This window comes from Leptospira haakeii (assembly GCF_002812045.1).
GTDB classification, from domain to species: Bacteria; Spirochaetota; Leptospiria; order Leptospirales; family Leptospiraceae; genus Leptospira_B; species Leptospira_B haakeii.
Genome location: NZ_NPEG01000002.1, coordinates 177,569 through 199,028 on the forward strand (window position 1 = coordinate 177,569; position 21,460 = coordinate 199,028).

The 21,460-nt window shown below is 38.3% G+C and carries 5 protein-coding genes; all 5 read right to left on the reverse strand.

All coding sequences use genetic code 11. From position 1 onward, the window contains the following. Positions 1 to 22: 22 nt before the first annotated feature. A complete protein-coding gene (locus CH377_RS06380) occupies positions 23 to 3,808 on the reverse strand; it encodes a hypothetical protein (RefSeq protein ID WP_243402000.1) in 3,786 nt (1,261 codons plus the stop codon). A gap of 556 nt (positions 3,809 to 4,364) precedes the next feature. Continuing rightward, entirely contained in the window at positions 4,365 to 4,718 is a 354-nt protein-coding gene (locus CH377_RS06385) for a hypothetical protein (protein ID WP_100722960.1), read from the reverse strand. Between the two features lie 4 nt (positions 4,719 to 4,722). Then, positions 4,723 to 12,303 (reverse strand): SpvB/TcaC N-terminal domain-containing protein, encoded by a 7,581-nt coding sequence (locus CH377_RS06390; RefSeq protein ID WP_100722961.1) that lies wholly within the window; start codon positions 12,301 to 12,303, stop codon positions 4,723 to 4,725. Positions 12,304 to 12,340: 37 nt separating this feature from the next. After that, positions 12,341 to 16,768, reverse strand: coding sequence for an LIC12048 family lipoprotein (locus CH377_RS06395; RefSeq protein ID WP_100722962.1), 4,428 nt, complete (start codon positions 16,766 to 16,768; stop codon positions 12,341 to 12,343). Between the two features lie 10 nt (positions 16,769 to 16,778). Further along, entirely contained in the window at positions 16,779 to 21,275 is a 4,497-nt protein-coding gene (locus CH377_RS06400; protein WP_100722963.1) for an LIC12048 family lipoprotein, read from the reverse strand. Positions 21,276 to 21,460 lie beyond the last annotated feature (185 nt).

Sequence of the window (21,460 nt, forward strand, 5' to 3'; positions counted from 1 at the left end):
AGTCCCGTAATATATCTATTTTTCATCTTAGTGAGAATATCGCATTCATATCGTCCCAGTACGTCGACGTGGGCTGTCCATTATTCCAATTGTCATAGAAGAAGGCATCAGATCCTGAGAAACGACGACCTCTTTCATAAATATCTCCAAACAATCCAATCAGAGTTCCCGCAGAATAAAGGAATGCCCTGTTATCCATAAGCGGGGTCTGGATCATATCGGATCTCAGAAGTACTTTAGTATTTTCGAATAATTCTTCTACAGAATACTGAGAAGACATGTTCGCATTCTTCTCCAAGAAACTGAAGAAACTTCCTGGTTTACCTAATTGGTAACCGGTTGCGTATAAATTCCTTCCATAAGGAGCCATAGAATCCAAAACAGGAGGGAGACTTGTGGTCAAAATATCGGAAAGAGTATAAGTTCTTGTATCCAGAGCAGTGTTATTCGGGTCAGTATCATCTCCCACATAGAAGAGAGAAGAAATTAGATCTAAAGTATTCGTAATTTCACTCGCTGTGAGTTGGATATCCAACAAGAGATCCAATAAGAAATCCAAGGATTTCACTAAAGACCAACCGGAAGATCTGGAAACGTAATCACGGATTCTTCTTACCAGATCATCTACTTTTACCCAGGTAGGGGCATATAGATCATTTCGAGGGCGATCATCATATTTATCTGCTATACGATAAACTAACCAATCAATCCCTTCATCGATAGCAAATTGATTCGGACAGTTGGTTTGGAAATTTGCTTCTCCACCACAATCTGACCAAAGTTTTGTTTGACCCAGGATCCCAGAAAGACCGTCCATCACCTTGCTAAGGGCATCTGCCTTTGCAGGGTCTCCAAGATTTGTAGTGAACTTAATGAGTCCTGAAAGAATATCAGTTTTACTTAATAGATCCAAAGGACCGTCAGTCATTCGGTTGCGGTCAGTATTTACGCTTGTAGAAGTTCCTTCTATTAATACGCTTAATAGAGTTCTGTAGTTTTTAGAAGCTTTGTATTCAACAACTGTAGCGGAAGGGTTCCTAAATCCTGTTGCAACTCCTACGGTACGAAGTTGAAGAAAAAGAGGCGCTTCAGTTGTTTCATCGATATTACTTCCTTTCGTAGGTGCATTGCTAACTCTTTCGGCAGGTGTCGCACCTGGAAAGTATTTAGGGTAAGTAGTGTCCCTACCATAAAATATATATGGTCTAGAAAAAAGTTCGGAAAGGTCAGTTAATACTTTGTAAGGATTTTTACCCGCAGCTCTATTTGCTGGAATCTTTGCATCGTCCCCCATTGCTTTCGCCAAAGCGACTATAAAAGGAGTCAAACGATTCCGTTTTTCCCAATTTGTAGTTACTTGAGAAGAAGATGTATCTGTAGGCCCCAAAAAGCCCAATTGTTTAATTACGCCAGCATTCTGAGAAATCACCGGCGGGATCATTCCCATACTTGTTTCTGGATTTGGGATCAAGAGAGGGAACAGTGCGGAATATACTGCAGTAACTTGTAAACTTTCATCCCCTGCTAGACCATAACCCCAACCTTCTACCAAGAAAACGGAATCTCCAGGCTCATTAGAAAGATCTTGTAATCCAGTCCCTGCCGAGGAATAATCTTTGACTTTCGTTGCTTTTTTATTCCAAGTTCCGTTATATGTCAAACAATCCGGACCACTATTAAGGGGACCGCAGTTAGGCAAAAGACTCATCATTCCCATAACCCCATTCCCGATTGCTGTAATAAACAATGCCTCTTCGTAGGTAACCGTAGCACTTAACTTTGCACGTACTGGCAAAATTGCTACAAACCGTTTTTCATATAATAACCATTGTAAATTCTTATAGAAAGCTTCCTCAGCGCTCGAAACCAAAATAGGTGCTGGAACTGTCTCAGCAATTGCATAAAAACCCTTAGTCGCTCCCGGATTTGCCGATGCAGGATTTGTTGCGCCTTCCTGGTAGCCACCAAGATAAATCCTACATTCCGTTTCAATTGCAGTTGCAGCATTCGTAACGGGAGTTCCGTTCGGATTTGGATCACAGCCAAGGCGTGTGGAAGCAGTCATACCGGTTCTAGGTACGATTTGCACATAATATTGAGATGTATTCCAGGAGGGTTGATATTTTAAGAGAGTACCATCCGGAGCGATTGGCTGCCCTACTCCATTTGTTTGACTATAATATGGTCCGTAACCTTCTAATGTTACCTTAACAACCCAGTCTAGCATCCAAGGAATTGTTTTATTGTATAACTTATCAAAAGCGGATTCGTTAAGAGTAGCACTCCCTGTTGAAGTATCTGTTATAGGTAAAGCTTCTCCCCTAGAAGGAGTTTCCAATACAGAAAGAACACGTGTATTAAAACCGATTCGATACACATCTGCAGAAGCTGGACCGGTATCCGGAGTGTCGTCCCTAAACACCTTGCTGCTCTTTCTACTCAACTCTGTAATATTCTTAAAATTGAATGTATCAGAAGAGCCTATTTGAGCTCCCAGGCTAAACATAGCATCTCCGAGAGTAATTTCTCCACCTGTTGTAACAGAACCAGAGTTTGTGAGGGCATTATTAACAGTCTCCCCTCCTTCCGGATTCCATCTATAACCGAAATTATTTCCGATTGTGATTACCAAAAACAGACTCTCTAAGGCAGAAACAGGCCGGCTATCAATGTCTGTTTGGCGATTTCGTCCATCCCCATCCAACTGCAAAAGATCTTTAAATGTTTGGCTGGAACCGGAAGAATTCCGCATAAAGTCCAGAAAATATGCATTCTTAGCAGTTTCTTTGAGCAGATTTACGGTAACATCTCCACTTGGAAAAATTAAAGATTTAATACTTACAAATAGATCCTGCAACATAGTTCGGAGTTCAGCAGGTTTTAATCCACCGCCCGGAGAATTATAAGCAGCATTCGTAGAATATTCGTTAGCTGTTGGCTCAACAGGAGAAGTAGTATTTACAGTAAAGAAGTTCTCAGCATTTATTATAAAATTCTTAAATGAGGTTTGAGGAGTCATTTGATCCTCAAACCCTGCAGCCTTATACATCATCTCACCGAAATCGTAAACAAGAGAGATAAAACCTTCTTTTAAGCTGCGGTCAGTAAGAAGAGAAGGAGCAAAAAATCCTCCTAACAGATTCTCCACTCCTGTGCGGAATGTGGTATTTTTACGTAATCCTTTATAAAGAAAATCTTCTATATCATGAAGAGTATCTATAGAATCCGGATCGGTCAAAATATCTGCGGTATCGTGTATAGATGTAGTGACTTGATTCGCAGTTTTTGTATTATATTCTATTAAAAGTTGGTTCGCACCAAGGGGCATTAGATTACGAACCACAGGTTTTTTATAATGACGAATCTTTTCAAAAACAGGCTGGATAGAAGAATATGCGGCAGGATTCGAAGTTTGCATCTTTTCGATCATGTCCGCAAGACCCAAAGAAAGGGTTTGGACACTAGTTCTACTCTGCAACATTGCGGATTCTAATGCGCGAATTGTACCTAAATTATCCGTTCTTGGTGCTTCGGAGAGTGCATCACCCAAGGCTTCATTGAAGCCAACGGGGTCCATATTAGTGAAAAAGCTCTTCACCACCGGATAAGGATTCAAAAAACTGAATAAAGAAACACCTTGGTAGTCGTCGGTATTATCTGAGAATTGAGAAATTCCGTTCTTGTCCGTTCCTGCATGAGAGCAGGCTCCGGATAATGAGAATATAAGAGAAATGAAAATTATATTTTTCTTAAAATCAAGAAGGCGAAATTTTCCCCTGGTGACTTCTCCTATTGGCAGCATCTTCATCCCTTAAACCTCTCTGGGTCCATGTTCGCTTTTTTGAACAATTGTTATTTTTTGGAACCAGAACGGCTTCTATTTATACCGTGGTTCTAAAAAACCTTCAATCTTTTTTTATATCAATTGTTCGGTTCGTGTATCGATCGCTATACTGGTACATACTATAACGGTATAGACAAGGACTTTTTTCACTATAATTGATGATTTTTGGGATAACGTATGTTATTTTTAACTGTCTTATACGTCCCTTATTTTCTCAGAATTCCACTTAAAATCGTGTTCTAAAGCATGATTTAATCTAGGTTTCGAATAAACGCACGTTTATTTTTTGGAAAGTTTTTATTGAGTGAGGTAAGTTTTTAGGAACTAAGAAAGAAGGTTTTTCGAACTACTACATTAATAATTTTTCTTAAAACGAAGTATAACATTAAAGATGGGAAATTACGAAGACGAGAATTCTATTAAATAATCAAAATAAAGAGTAAGAATATATATATCAATTCCTGTAAATTTGTTTCAAATTTGCTTTTTGGAAAAGCCGCAATGTAAGGAGTTTCGTAAGCTACTTCGTTCCAAGCATATTTAAAGCTGCCATCGCTAACGATCGAACTTTATCCCAATGGTTATAATATTCAGAAGATAGATTTTCACATATTTCATAATCTTTATTGGAAATCAAGTTCAACTCTGCGTCGATTTCTTCTAAAATTTTTAGTTCATTTTCAGTTAAATAAAATGAAAATTCACCATTAACAACCTTGTAATAAATATCTTCATATTCTAAAGCAAGTTCATCAAGCAAAGGAAAAGTTCCAATAGACTTTAAGTATTCTTCTTGAGTTTTAAGATCAGAAGATAAATTGGCAAGTGTGCGATTTAATTCAACAAGCAATGCATTTTTATGTAAACTATCCATATATTTACTCTCTTCCTCCTGGAATTACTTTTCCCTGACCATTGCCATTGTTGACACGCCAGTATGGACTCGCCCCTTTATGCCCCCCGCCAGGATGATAACGAAGCATTCTGCCCGTCGGTTCTCCTTTTTCAGTGTATTGACGATAAACCCATCCTTCTCCTTTTTTCGATCCTTTTCCTAGAGTTTCAACTTTCCAGCCTTCATTTTTCCCAATTGCTTCAGATACCTGTGCCGGTGTCTTTCCTTCAAGTAGCATTTCGTCTGAAAGAATTTTATCAAGAGTTAACTTTTGTAGGATGCTTTTAGACTGCGTCGACCCTTTAAATCTTCCTTTGAATTTCAATCCACTCGTTGCTGAACCTCCACCGACTCCTCCAAGAATTCCCCCTGTTAGATCGGTTACCAACTCTGCTTTCTCAGCAACTGTTAAAGGATCATCGAAAGTATAGCGCCCTGCAATGTCCCCCGCTGTGTAACCTAAAGTGAATGTCCCTGCACCAACCATACCCCATCCGAGTGCAGGTGCAAGTGTACCATCGGATGCAATTAATGCAGTTGCAGTTCCAGTATATAACATTGCTATTAAGGTAGATTGATAAAATCTAATTCTAAGGTCATACTGGTTGTCTTTAATATAGCCCCAAGTAGTTTTATAACCTTTTACGACGATTGTATATTCACCATTTTTATCATAGCGAACATTCCGACGTCGATTCAACATTTTACTGAGGTCACCTTCATGCCCCGTTGGATCTTTATATAAAATCGGATTCCCTGCAACGTATGAAAATCTATTCCAACCTTGTGTGCTACGAACCCCATCAATTACATTATCCGCACTTGTAAACCTCGCGATCTGCGGATCATAATATCTAGCATTATAAAAATAAAAATTAGTTTCTCTATCTAACTCTTGAGAGTTGTATTTAGGAGCAAAATCCAGAGTTCCTCTTTGGACAAGAGTCTCTCCATACGGCTCGTATTGCATTCGGCTAAGAGTATGCGCTCCTTCGTCTAATACATGAGCTACTGAATCTACTTGGTCCGTTAAGAAGTAAGCAGTAACCCCGTCTTCATTTAGAGCAGCGATTCGGACTCCATTGAGATAAACATTATTTATGGAACTTAATATATTTGGTTCTTCGGAGTATTCTAATCCGTAAAATTTACTTGGATAAAGGATCTCTTGGTTTTTGAAAGATGCCCCGCTCGGAATTAATGCTTTCTTACGAACTCTAAATCCACCTTCATCATACCAGTAATGCCCGATTGAGACGCTAAGCGCATCCTGGACTTGAGTGATCCTATTTTGAGAATCTATCGAAATCGTTTTGGTCAGATCTTTGAAATTATCTCTCTGGTAGGTCATGTTCCCGGAGGAATCGTAACTCATGACCAAACGATTATTCCCGCTTTGGGTGGAATCAATATTAGTGACTTGGTGGTTGGAATATTGGTAATTCCACTCGTCTATGAGTGTATTATCGTTAAAGTTATGATTTCGTTTTGCGAGTAGGTTTCCGTTCTTTGCATAGCTAAAACTTTGACGAAAAGTTTTGGTATAATTGTCTGCGGACTCTTGGTATTGTCCGTCTGCCTCAATAAGTCTATTTAAACCGTCATAGCTGTAATTGTATGCAGTTGCATAGCCAGAAGATGTGTTTGTGATCCCTGTAATATTGTTTCTGCTATTAAAAGCATAGACGGCATCTTGGAGAGTTTTTGCAATCCCATCTACATCCCCTACGGAGTTGATTCGAACTAATCTTTGTTTTATATCATAACTATAATTGGTTTGAACGCCGTTCCCAAGACCAAAACCCGCTGTTTGCCCGAATTCATTGTAGATAATATTTTCAACAATAGTTTTGTTACAGAATCCAGGAATGATACCGTTTGTATTAACCTGGACAGAGATCCCTGTAATATAACCCGCAGTTCCATAATCATAACAAGCCTTCATCCTGGTATGATTAACAGGATGCTCCGGATAATCTATTGATATTACACGATTAAGTAAGTCGTATTTATATTCTGTAATATAAGGACCATCTGCCAAGTCGATGGTCAGATTTTTGATGTTTCGGGTTTCTTTTTTCATGCGACCAAGCTTGTCGTAGCTAAATGTTTTGGTCTGAATGGAATCTTCTACCTTTACTAGCTTTCCAATAGCATTCTCGGCTCCAGAACCACTATCATAATCGAAATAAACGGTTCCCTCCGGAGTGTCCTTTGTAAGCATTCTTCCGAGAGAATCATATGTAAAGGTTATGCTAATTCCTCGTGCATCTGTGGTTTGAATGGTATCTCCAAATGCATTGTAAGAAACGGTGCTGACTCCGAAATCCGGATCACTGCTTTTCTTCAATCTCCCAAACGCGTCATAGAACCAATAGGCTTGATTCTTTCCGGAAATATCCTTAACGGTTATCCCACTTGTATCACAGGATAAGGCTCCTCCGTCATTCAGGTCAGATTTTTTGACCATCTTACCCGCAATATCGAAACAGAAACCTATCTTCGCTTGGGTCCCATCCGAGCCGAAGTCTTCAATGTAGAGGACTTGCCCTCTTCCGTCTTTTACTGTTCGTTTGCTTGTTCCACCACTATGTGTTTCAACTGTTTCAAAAGGATCATTATACGTTACTGTTAATGTTGTTGCTTCTGTCTCTCCGGCAGCAACTGGAAGGATTGTCTTATTAACCCTACCTATTGCATCATATTGGAATTGGCTTGGATTTTTTTCATCAGAAACCAAGGCGAAAGTATCCATCTCACTTGCATTGGCCCAATCCGATTGCCCCATCCTGGAAATTTGCCCATTACCATTATAAGTAATTTTTCCAGATCTTACATATTGTCCGTTTGATCCAGTCTTAACTGTATGAATTACTCTCCCCAGTCCATCTCTATAAGAACTAAGTGCAAAATCTGGATCTCCTACGCCAGAAAAGAATACTGACTTAGCGTGTGACGGAAAATTCGAATTAAAATTATAACTCGCCAAGACTTTGACGCCAGCATCAGTATCAGCGCTTGATTCAATTAATCTTCCATAATTATCATATTCAAAATAACTTTTATTTCCATTTGGGTCAGTTGAATCTTCGGGTAAACCGAAAGCTTTCTCATAATTTATACCAAAACGATTCACTAACTGTGCAGACCCACCAAAGTCAGTTTTTTTAGTGATAAACTGGTGAAGTTCACTATCATATTCAAAATTCGTTCCCCGATTCGGACTTGCACTTGAATCTTTTACCTTAATTTTGTTTCCATAAGTATCATATTCATTTTCCATAATCTTTGCAGAAACTGCAGGCAATCCACTTCCAGTATAACTTACTACTGAACGAGTTAAGTTTCCGAAAGTATCATACGTAAATGTATTTGTAAGCTCGTTAGAAGTTCCTTGAAAGGTAACCGTTTTCTTAGGTCTAATCTGATTTGTTGTCGAATTGGTTTCGAAATCCGTTGCTTGTATAGTGACCTGGACAGAATGAGCAGAATCCGAATACTTATCCGTAACAGTTTCTATTTTTTTAGAAACTGTATACCCATCTAAAGTAATCGAATTTTCAATAGTTTGCGTTGGAATGCCCTTCTGGCTTTTTTCCGTTTTAGTGCTGTTTCTTAAATAACTTACAACACCAGGAACAGTTTCAATATGCTTTATCTCATAAGAATACAATGCTGAACCATAATCTTGATTATCAGCTCCTATAATATGCGTTTCCTTTTCTACCCCACCTAATGCCCGATTATCTAGGAAATTGGCAAAAGTCCGGGAATGATAGGTATGAACCGTTCTAGAACCGTATGCATCTTGGATTGTAAATTTACTAAATCCGAAATAGTCAGTTTCCAATTTATCGTTTATGAATGAGGAGAAAAATACACCACCCTCGTAATCATACGTTTTGGGAATAATATTTCCGAATCCATCGTCCAGACTGATTTTTGTACAAACACGATATGTATTCGGTAAATCCGGGATCCCATCTCCTCCATTATTATCAAACTTTATAGAATCTGCATATTCAAACTTATAAATTCCGCCAATTCCATTTTTTAAACTTTCTATAATGTCAGGAACGGTTCCCGAAGATAATGCAAAATACCAAGTCGGTTCCTTTAAATGTATAATTCCTATATCTGTAAGTCCATCCCCGTTGTAATCTCCCTGGATCCATTGGAATACGTAAACTTGCGAGATCAAATCGGGACGAGTTAGACTCTTGCTAATTACATTGTCAGGTAAAGAAATCATTTTTGCCTGAGATAGATCGTATAACTTTATATCTGCCCCGGAAGAAATAATGGGATTTCCGGTTGTATCAAATAATCCGCTAAATCCGATTTGGCTTACTGGAAAGGTAGAAGAAGAGACAGTATTTCCGGCTATTTTAATCTTATAAAATATATATCCCGAATCATTTTTATCTCCGAATACGATTGATGTCCCCTGACCTACACCTTCGGATCTTAGAGTATATAAAACTCCCGCTTGAGATCGGGAATCGAATTCAGAAGCGGTAAACGGAAGCGAAACATTTCCGTTCAAAGCGATAAAAGAAATCTTCGAATTCGGAATATCTAATGTACCAAGATACCACTTATGTGTAGAATTACTTCGATCTACTATCAGGACCTGTGCCTGTCCCAGAGAAGTTGTAAAACTTCCTGAGAAGAAACTGAAATTCTTGCGATTCAATCTGTTTATAGAAGTTCCATTTTGAAAAAGGTTTCCCAAGTAGTTAGCACTAACCGCTACCCCATCTAGCGTTAAGAATTTGGTCCCGTTTGGCCCTGATAAGACAAATCTTCCAACATCTGTTCCATTCTGATCATCCAAAATCAAAATAGATTTGTAAGAAGTAGATTCGAAATGATCTGCTAAATAAGCACTTTCCTTTGGATGGAAATTCGTAATTTGGGAATCAGTTACATTTACAAAATCGGCCAAACCAAAGGTATTTGTTCCAGTTAGTTTGATAGTCCTAAATTTATTCGTATTTCCCGTTTTTTGATAATATAAGACTTCATCCTTTGTAATCTGAGAATAACGATCTGCCTTTCCCCCAAAAGGGAGAGTGATATCACCGTATTCTGGGTTAAAATCCAATAAGACTCTTTCGGTAAAATTGGTTCCTTGTTTAAAATCAAATGCACCCGTTTTTCGATCGTAAATGAGTAATTCAGGCGAAGAATTACAATCGTTTATACTAAAGCATCCTGGAAAAACAAGTTCTCCTCTTCCTGTATTCAGATTCCCATCATACTGGTAATTTAGTACGAGAGTTTTAGTGTCATTTGATAATGAAACTGCTGCGGATTGATTAGAGATTTTAACTTCGTCCTTCGGGAGGGGGGTTTTCATTACCCTTTCTTGATCTGGTCCATACTGCATATCGCTATATGCTTTATAACGAAACCCGTTTGAAGTAGATTCACCGATCCAAAACTTTCCATCAGTTAAAGAAAAAAATCCGATATCGGATTTGCCATCTCCATTAAAATCACCTTGTAGCCATCGAGTAATATCTTTGAACTGAGGAGCCTTAGACCAGACTCGAAAACTAATTGTCCCATCGCCAGTCTCTCCTAAAACCCAATCTCCAGAAGAACGATCAAATATTAGAAAATCGGAAAATCCATCTCCATTAAAATCTCCGGAAAATCTATCATTGGTGAAAAGGGATTGCTCAGGTACTGAGAAGGTTTTATATAATTTCCATTGGATCTTGAAATAGATCGGATCAGTTTTATCTTCGGTTCTATGATTTTCTCCGACGAACCATTTCCCATTTCTTGAATCGTAAAAGGAAATATCCGTTCTTCCATCTCCATTATAGTCACCGTTTAAAAAGAAAATTTTGCTTCTATTCCGTCCGTCTATTGACTCGTCGGAAGTAGAAGCGCTATCCCAATTGGAATTGGGAGTATAATCATCTTTAAATAGGTTTTGGAATTTTTTTGCAAATTTAAGAAATTCAAAACGACCCCCTTTATTCAACATAAGGATCCATTGCCCAGTCGGTTCGTCAAAAAGAACCGAATCCGCCAAACCATTGCCGTCATAATCACCTGGAAACCATTCCATTCTAAAAATATCTGGAATACTATTTGTTAACTTTCCATAATTACGAAATTGGAATACTTGCCCTGTATGTTCTGCTACAATAAAATCTCCGGTCTCCGGCAAATAAAAAGCTATATCGGCCCTTCCATCGCCATTATAATCTCCACTGACATTCCCTTTAAAAAATCGAATTTTAGAAACGCCTTTATAACCCTGATATTTATTTCCATAAAGCTTAAAGCTATATCCACCTTCTCTTTTACCTTCCGCAGCTTTCCAGTTCCCATTTTCAGGGTTAAAGAAAACGATATCAGAAAGACCATCTCCATTAAAATCACCTTCGAAATAATCCGTTTGGTTCGGAGTAGTTTCCGGTTCATTAGATGCTCCATTTGAAGTATTTTTCCAAACTAACTTTCTTTCTGAATTAGTATAATGAAACTCCGGTTCAGTAGTATGTCTATTGGATTCAACCGTTTTTAATATGGGGCGTCCTGAGTCAAAAGATGTATCATAAATAAAATTATATTTCCATAATTTCCCACCATCCCAACCGATTTCTATCGAATCCAAAAGACGATCCATCTTCGTTAAAAATCCTGGAACTTTTGAAACATATGGATCAGTTCTAACTTTTGTAAAAAATTTTATATATTGCCTTGGGCTCGCTCCACTGCGACTATTTCCAGTATATCTAATTTCTTGAATATATAACGAACGGCTTTCAGAGTAATTAGAAGTATCATAGATGACTTGAAAGTAATTTCCGTTCAAATCTTCTGATTTAGCAAGATACCAACTGTAAGTTCGATTAATCTTATTAGGATCATAAATACGATTCGAAGCGCTATCTCCATAAATCGACTTCTTTCCTGAAGAGTCTAAAACTTCCCAAACGCCTCCTGACTCTATATTACTGAGTTTTAATACTGAAAAATCTGCATCCGCCATCTCAGGTCTGTATGTCCCATTTTCAGAACTGCTCGAGCCGGAAATTTTTATTAATTTTTGTCCATTCCAGGAGAATGTATCTCGCGAATCGTAAAATAAGGCTCCGAACTCAGGTGTTCTAGTAATAGAACCTAGCCCCAAATTCCATCCTACCCCAACCCAGCCATCAGTTCCCGAACTTGAATATGAAAGTCCAAGACTGGGGTTCATTCCTGCTCTTCCATCCGGAACATCAAAAGGATAATTGAAACTGACTGCCCCAAAATGATTCGGTTCAGGTGGAGAAATTAAAATTGCTCCAGACAAAGGATCTGCCTTCGTTTCAGGATCATCAATAGCTTCACTATAATTGGTAGAAATAGAAAATAAATCACTTCCTTCCGGAGCTGGGGCCGATCCGGGAGAAAGTAAGCTTGTATTAGGAGCAAAAGCGCCTGGAAACAATTTGGATAGAAAATTCGCGCCTCCAGTACAAGAGGAGAAAAAGAGCAAAATTAGCCCAAAGCAAATGCCGTTTTTTAGAACGGAATTTCTATACATGGATTTCATTTTAATACCCTAACCTATAGGCAAACATTCTCCTCCTTTAATATGTTATCTTAGCTTGCAGTGTAAAATCTCGTTCTATCAAAGGTGACACGAAGAAATTATTCAAACCAAAGCGAGGTTTATCAAAATTTTGTAAATTAAAACTATATCCACTTAAGACTGGGGAAGAATTAGAAGTACTCCCTCCTGAAAAACCCATTAAGCCATTAGTAACGACATTTCCAATCTGGTATGTTCGTAGCACTGTCGAAGGGGAACTTCCTGACACTTGGAAACTACTATAGTCAATTCCACGTCCTTTTATGTAAGTAGGAGCGTTAACATCTCCAGAACTTATTGCCCATAAAAATATAATTTTATTCCCTACGAAGTAAACCGGGAGCAATGCTCTGGAAGTTGACGTAGAATCAATCTCGATCGGATTTGATTGATTCACTAAACCATTAGCTAAATTTATTGTCTTTACAAGCAAAGTATTGGAACTTTTCGAATAGGCTATCACCGAAAGATTATCTTTAGATGAGTATGTATAACCCCCCGTAACAGCCAAATCAAGAGGAGTCAATGCAACGGCACTGTCTGGGCCCAAATTTAAATCAAAAATTTGATATTTAATATTTCCATCCGACTTATAAAAAAATATTCCATTGTTGCCAGATACATCAACTCCCGAACTAACTGCGCTATCGTAAGAAACGGCCATTTGTGTAGAATTAGCAGGGAAACCAGAATCCAATACATACATTGTTGACCAAACATACTCATTTAAAAAGCCATTTTCTTTAGTAATCGAAGTAGCATAGAGCTTTCCATTTTTAAAGGCAGCCGAAGTCGAATAGTTATTGCGACCACCTAAGAATGCAAGATCTTCATTATTTGTTAAAACCTGCCCATTATTCAAATTGATCGTTGTTAACTGTAGTGTATGGTTCCACATTCCAAATGCAATTAAATTGGTCCCTCGAAGTATTGCCGCTCGATTGCCATCAGCAAGTAAGTAAAAACTATAGTTCTGATAAACACATGGAGAATCACAATTGGAATTTGGAACAAAGTTAAAGGATGTTTCCGGATACAATGGTGATGAAGAAGGGGTAGTTAAGCTGAAAATTCGAGCATAACCGGTTAACATATCCCCGTCATGCCAGACAATAATCGCTTTTCCTTGAGAGGCCGATATTCGAAAGAAAGAATATGTACTATAAGCCGTTTTGATTATAAATTCATTTCCAATTGGTAGGCCAGTAGCTAAATTGTAATAACGACCATGTAAAACATAAGGATCAGATGAGAAAGCTCCAGTTGACCAAACAGTTAATGCAGTATCACCATATGAGACGGTACTTGAAGCTATACCTGAATTTAATGCTCCATTATTTGGACTTATAGTAAAAGGTGCGTTATCTGTCTCTAATCCCAAAACTTTTCCGCTAAGAGTATTCAATTTCGGAACTCCATTTGCCAAGAAATTCGAAAAATGGCCTGCGTCAGCCCAGGAATTCCAGTTACCGACGCCCAGATTGTATGCACCTGTCCAATTTAATGTAGTAAAGTCGGTATTTATTCCTAAGCAGGCAGGATTGAAAAGATTACTCGCACAATTGACCGACCCATTTCCCACTGAAAGAGGCAAATACTTTGAATTTTCCCATTCTCCCGTAGGAATACTTGCATACTGTGAATTCCATTCAGTATAGAAATTGCTTTCAATGACGAATCTAAGATTTGGAGTTTGAATGCCAGCTAAAACAAACGCAGAAGTAAACCTATTATTCACTTGTTTAATAGGACTGTTAAGGTCGATCTTATAACAAACAGTACTATTAGGAGATCCTAGTTCACATTGTTCTTCAACCACATTTGAAATAGTATAGAAATTCGAATCACCATAGATTTTAAGTGTATCATTTATTTCGAAACCTGCCGAACCCTCTGTGAAGGTGAAATCTTTTGTGACAATTATACTTGTATCACCCTCGTAAGCAGCCCTAAAAAGCGGGCCTTGGACTTTCCTAACTTGTGAGTATTGCAGAGGCCAAACACTTCTACGATATGCATTATTTAATGCAGGACGAATATACACTTTAATTAAACTTACTTGCGGATCAACATAAGGATGATCTTTTGGAAGTTCTAAACATACAGAATAAATTTGGTTATCAAAATCCATACTAGTCCCGCAGTTTTTCATTTTGAAACTATCTCCCGAAGGACCTAGATCCTTGACAATATGCATCCAATCCGTTCTTTCACCTCCAAATCCTAAGCTAACCTCAAAATCCGGTATTTGATTATATTCAAATTTCTTGGTCAAGACCTGACTATTATATAAGAAATTATTAAAATATTGGTAATTTCCTGAAACTTGACCAATACCAAAATTAGGATTTAAGTAGGATGTTTTTTCAAGTTTCAGATTTAACTGGATCTTTTCTCCAAAGCCAGCATCTCCTAAAAACAGAGATTGACTCTTTGGATAATAAGGATGTTTCCCTGTAGACTCCAAATCCCAGGAAGTATTGATTTTATATGCAGAAAGGGTTTCTAAAGGATTAGTTCCAAATTGTTTTTGTTTTTGTATAAGATCTTTAACGGAGATATAAGTTATATCATAAGTGTCCCCTGCCCATATAAGCGAGTCTACACCCAACACCATGAATGCTGGTAAATTAGTGCTTGCATTAAATTTTCTTTGAGTAGCCGTATTTCCAACACCATCCATATAAAAGGCTGTGGGAGAATAATATTTTCCTTTCGAATAAACCATCCAAACTCCCGCAGAATTGAGCTCATCTTCGGACCATTGCGAAACAGGTTTCTGTACACAAGCTGTTCTCGTAACTCCGTCAGACCCAATACTCGTCGACGAAACACAGGGAATTGTGGATCGAATACCCCCAATAGACTTAATACCTTTCATAAATAATTTTGATTCATTTAAGGTAGGTGCAATTTCCGAGAAATCTATAACATAATTATCGAATTCAATTTCCATTCCCGAACACGCGATTCTTTTTAAGGCATTCTCTAATGAGATCCCAGGAGACATTTGAGTTGCTGAAATCAATTCGCAAGGATTAGAATTTGCACCTTCAGCATCAAAGGCTGTTACTCGATACATATCGCGAATGTTTGGACCAAGCACTTTGATTAGCGCAGTTCGCCCTTTAGCATTTTCTTCTATTATTTTAAGATTATCTCCCGAAAAATTCAATAGAGAAGATTTATAATTTGAGTCAGCTACGTGAGTCATCAGATAATCTACGATATATATTTTAGGATTATATCCTGCTGCAATGGCCCTTTCTACTTCATAGCCATTTAAGCCAACGTTTTCTACTACATAGGGGCCGAATTCAGTGCCTCCATAAACTTCCACTTCAAAGTTACTGCCATCAGCTTTCAATAATTCGAAACTTCTAACCGGAATTAATTCTCCGTTAGGCGCTTCAAACATCAAAGAACATAGAATATGACTTAACTTTACAGGCATATTAGCGGAATTATTTTTAATGTATAGAGCTGCTCGGACATAGCCTCCGTCCGATTTGGTATTCATTTGTTGTTCAGTCTTAGACGATTTTTCGGATCTGAATTTTCTAGCCTTTTGACTTGCTGAATCTGATTTTAAATTTTGTGCTGAGGAATCCAAATTATTCTTAAAGGGGCGATCCGCCCATTTAGTTGTAGTTGTAGCTAAAGAGTTTTTATTTTCCCAACTTGTCTTCGTACTCATTCCGTAGTTAACACCGGAAGAGGCGATATTTACCTCTTCTCCTGTTTCAGAATACCCTGATAACTTATTTGATGTCCCCACAGAAACGGAAGTTCCATAAGATCCAGAATTCTCAGACGTGGAACTATATTGATCCTGGAATTGAACAGTTTTCAAATTTAATTCGTTTTGATGGATTTTTTCCGAACCTTCGGATTTTCCGGAAGTAATATCATCCGAATTAATCTCACTTCCTACTTCATCTTGAGTAGTATGATCCGCTTTCTCCACAGCAACACGCATCGTTATAGGAGTAGCAATTACTGATTCTATAGAGGGAAAATCCGCTACCCATACGTTCGTAGTCGTTTCATTTGCATTTAGAATTCCATCACCGTCGAAATCATTTACAATGGTAGTACCCGTAGGATCTATCGTTCCTCCTAGGGAAGCAACATTAACCTTAGTTCCTGGAGGTAAATTGAATAGATTATCAACTGGAGTTACCGCTGGTCCGCCACCGGGAATCCCTCCTTTATCGGTAATCAATGGAATGGGACGAGCCATTAACCAAGTAGCTTTTGAAAGATTAACATCTCCCTTACCCCAGAGCCATTCCATTGCACATGCCGTATTGCAGAAGAATATAAAAAAAGAATAAATTATAATCTTTCTAAGATCTGCAGCTTGAAAAATTCTTAATCCCAAAAGCACTTTGTTATTAGTGAAATTCTTATTATTTTTTTTCATGATTAATTCCTTAGAAACTCAGCTGTGCCTTGAGTAGATATTCTCGTTCAACAAGGGGGGCTATAAAAAAGTTATTCGAGCCATACGGAATTACTGGTGTATAATTAAAGTCTAATAAATACCCCCTAACTTCCGGTAAAACGACATTATTTGCCAACCAAGAGAAAAAAATCTTGCTCTGAAATACACTATTTGTATCTGTCCAATGATGTGCACTTACAGTAGCTCCCGTTTGATCTACATCATTCGTCATGCTCACTAAAATCTCCGAAGAGCCTTCCGCTGTTGGAGTAACGCTTAAAAAATTTCCGATTCTTGCGCGTACAGATTTCTTATTTAAAACCGAATCTGTATGTTCCCAAGACACAATAAACTTAGGGTTTGTTCCATCAGTTAAAGAAATCTGAGTAGTTATTGGTTTACGAACAATAGCAGGTGTTGAGAGGTTCATCAGGATTGCAAAACCATTTAAGGCACTCGTTGCAATGTTGACAGATCGAACATACACTGAATTAGATTTCGAATATGTTAATAGGCCGTAATTGGAAACTTGAGATACTGTTAATTTAAAATTCGAATTTGCTCCTCCAGTCGCATCTACCAAGGTTGTATTCGATCCAATTACATTGCCTGCACCTGAAGTATCTAAGTTAAGTCCGCGGCCAGTAATTACTCCAGCTCCGTCGAGCCATGCAATAAAGCCCCTGTAAACCGGACTAGGCACAGTTCCAGTATTTAAACCACCAACGAATAAGGAAGTTATTGTTCCAGTAGTGGTCCCCAAAACCGAGCGAATTGCATTAAACGTAGGCGTAGATCCACTTCCTCCGGGAGTAGCAATATCATCGCAGTTAATGCTATTAATAGCGTATGAGGTTGTTCCGGTTAACTGTGCATATGTGACGACTACGCGAGAAGAGGATACTGCTTCTGCAACCACCATAATTTGAGAATTTGCGGTACTGGTAACAAAACCTGCAGTAGCAGAAACATTAAACTCGCTTGCATTTACTGCTGCTCCGGATGAGTTAATCAATTTTCCTTTAATCCAATATGTTCCACCGCTGGCTGAGGTGGAATGATTCCATACAACAAGAGAATAAGGCCCGCCTGACGCTATATCGAAGTATGAAGTTGTAGTGCCAGTGAGAGCTCTTGTGGTAGTTATTGTATTCGATTGTGTAGTAATAGAATTATCAGAACCAATCGTAACCTTTAAAACAATTAGATTCGTAAAACTCGGCTCATATAGAATAAAAATAGACCCATCGAATCCTTGCTTCGCCACAAACTTCCCAATGAGAGAACCTGCAGTATTTAGTTGAGCATAAGGACCCATTATTCCTGTTTTAATATTGTAAACTCTTCCAATTAAATTGGATCCGCTTTTCCAAATATTAAGTATCTGTCCATCTTGTGTTGTAATTACAACAGGATCAGAAGTAGGAATCGGCACCTGCGCTAAGCTATTTTTACCGAAAGAAATATCAGATCTTGGGACCTCTAATTTAAAAATCCTAGATGTATTAGTTTGGAAATTTAAGCCTCCATTAGTAATAAAGTTATTCATCTTATTCCTGTCAGTCCAGGAATTCCAATGAGCAACTCCATAATTATAGTTACCCATCCAGTTCATAGCCACGAAATCTGTACTGAATCCGAGGCAGCTCGGAAAGAAGTAAGAAGTTGTATTCGCACAATTCAAGTTTCCACTAGTAGGGACAAGGGGAACATACTGGGGAGTGACCCACTGGCCTAAAGGAATAGTCGAATACTGAGAATTCCAATCATCAAAGAAACCATTCTCGACGGTTAACCTCATTGGAGGAGATGTCAGTCCTGCATATACATATGCAGAACTGGTCCTTGATATAGGCGAAATAATCGAAGGAGTAATTGCGATTTTTTTACACATCGCCAGGTTTGTAGGAACATCTGGCTCACAACGCACATCTATTGCACTTAGTACGGTATATATATGCGGATCTGAATAAAATCTCAGCTGATCAGAATTTTGGAAATTAGTACCTCCATCCGCGATTAAACTTGAATTGCTAACATATATATTCGTATCTCCAGCAGATGCCGGCAAATACAGATCCCCTTGAATTTTTCTGACCTCAGAATAACGCAATGGCCAAATGCTTTTCCTATAAGCATTATTTAAAGATGGACGTATGTATAATTTAATAAGGCTTACACTTGCATCCACAAAGGGGTGTTTTTTCGGTAAAACTAAACAAAGAAAGAAATCTTGAGTATTAAAGTCTAATGTTCGCCCACAGTTTTGCAGCTTGTATTCTTCACTTGGATCATTCGTTCCCGTCCCTACATCACGAATAACGTGCATCCATTCCGATCTAGTTCCACCAAAGCCGAGACTGATCTCAAAGTCCATTGCTTCGGCCCATTTAAATTTCTCTTCTACCGTTGTTATCGGAGTATATGTAAAGTTTGTAAAATATTGATATAAACCTCCGTTTTCTGGAACACCGAAGTTAGGAGTAAGATATTTGGTACTATCAAGTTTAATCTTTAACTGTAATTTCTCTCCAAAACCTGCATCACCTAAAAATAATGACTGCTTATTAGGATAATATAAATCGTCCCCAAGAGAATCTATATCCCAAGTCGTATTTAAGCGATATTGATTTCCAGTTTCCAGAGGATTGGTGCCGAATTGCTTCTGCTTTAAGATTAAATCCTTTAGTGAAACATAAACTATATCATAGGAATCTCCGGCCCAAATAGTGGATGCGATACCTTTCACCATAAGTGTCGGGTTAGTTGCATTTCCATCAAATCTTCTTGGTTCTGCAGAAGGCCCAGTTCCATCCATATAGTAAGTTGTTGGAGAATAGTATTTGCCTTTAGAATAGATTACCCAAACGCCTGCATTATTCTTATCATTTTCTGACCATTGAGCGATTGGATTTTGAACACATGCATCTCTTGGTTGCCCATCAGAACCAACGACATTCTGAACCATAGTGCATGGAACAGTAGATTCGATACCTGCAAAAGATTTTATCCCTCGAATATATAGTTTAGACTCTCCGAGCGAAGGAGCTATATCTGAAAAATCTAATACGTAATCCTGATAGTCGATCTCAATGCCAGAGCATTTCAATCTATTAAGGGCTTTCTCCATAGTAATCCCAGGAGAAAGAGAAGTAGCACCTGTAACTTTACAAATGTCTGTTGTATTACTTTCTCCCTGAGCTTCAAATGCTGCAACTCGATATAACTCACGAAGATTCGGCCCTATTACTTTAACAAGGGCAGTTCTCCCCTTAGAGTTTTCTTCGATAATTTTTAGATTGTCTCCTGTGAAGTTCAAAAGAACAGATTTGTAATTTGAATCCTTAACATGAGTCATTTTATAATCTACAATGAAAATTTTCGGAGTGTATCCAAAGGCAATTGCACGCTCAACCTCATAGGCATTTAAACCAATATTCTCAATTACGTACGGACCAAACTCGGTACCGCCATAAACTTCTACTTCAAAGAGGCTTCCATCTGCTTTGTATAGTTCAAAGCTTCTTACCGGTATTAACTCTCCACTTGCAGTCTCGAACATAAGTGAGCATAATATATTTGTTAACTTTACCGGCATATTTACTGAATTGTTTTTGATATATAAGGCAGCCCGAACATAACCACCGTCTGATTTTGTCGTAAAATCATTCGTCGTCTTTTCAGAGCGATCAGCCCTATATTTTCGTGCCTTCTGACTAGATGAGTTAGCTTTAAGATTTAAGGCATCGGAATCTAAATTATTCTTAAATGGACGATCAGCCCATTTAGTAGTAACTGTGGAGAGAGCATTTTTACTTTCCCAACTCGCGCTAACGGTAGCGCTGTAATTCATTCCAGTCTGTACAGGTCCGACACCTGTAGTAACGTCCGCCGAGCTAGTATGCTCGACAGAGCGATCATTCTCGGACGATGAACTGTATTGGTCCTGAAATTGAACAGTTTTAAGATTTAATTCACTTTGGTGTATTTTCTCTGTCCCTTGACTTTTTCCCGATTCAAAATCATCTGAATTAACCTCATTTGTTAAGTCTTCTGTGATTGTCCCACTAGCTTTCTCTACGGTGACTTTCATTGTAACAGGAGGAGCAATAACTGTCTCTACAATCGGATAGTCAGCCACCCATACGTTAGTCGTCGTTTCGTCCGAATTTAAGATCCCATCCCCATCAAAATCGTTCACTATATTTGTTCCGGTAGGATCAATCGCTCCTCCCAGACTGGAAATTCTAATCTTAGTACCCGGAGCAACATTAAAAAGATTATCCACTGGAGTCTCTTGCGGACCGGCTCCAGGAATTCCACCTTTATCAATAATCAAGGGAACTGTTTTTGCTACGAGCCACGTAGCTTTCGAAAGATCAACATCCCCCCGTTTACTCCAATCAAAACCTCCGGAGCAAGTGGAAAGCATAAGCACACTCAAAAAGATTTTTAGAATTTTCTTAAAATAAGCAAAAGTAGACATCAAAACTCTCCGCTGTTTCACGAAGATATAGGTATAACGAGCGTTCGATACATCGATGCATTCAATTTAATCAAAAAATTTCTGTTATTATCTATATCTAAATAAACTTATCCGTGCCTCAACTATACGCAAAGGAACATAGATTGAGATCAACATGGCGGAGGATGAAAAAAAAAAGGAACTTC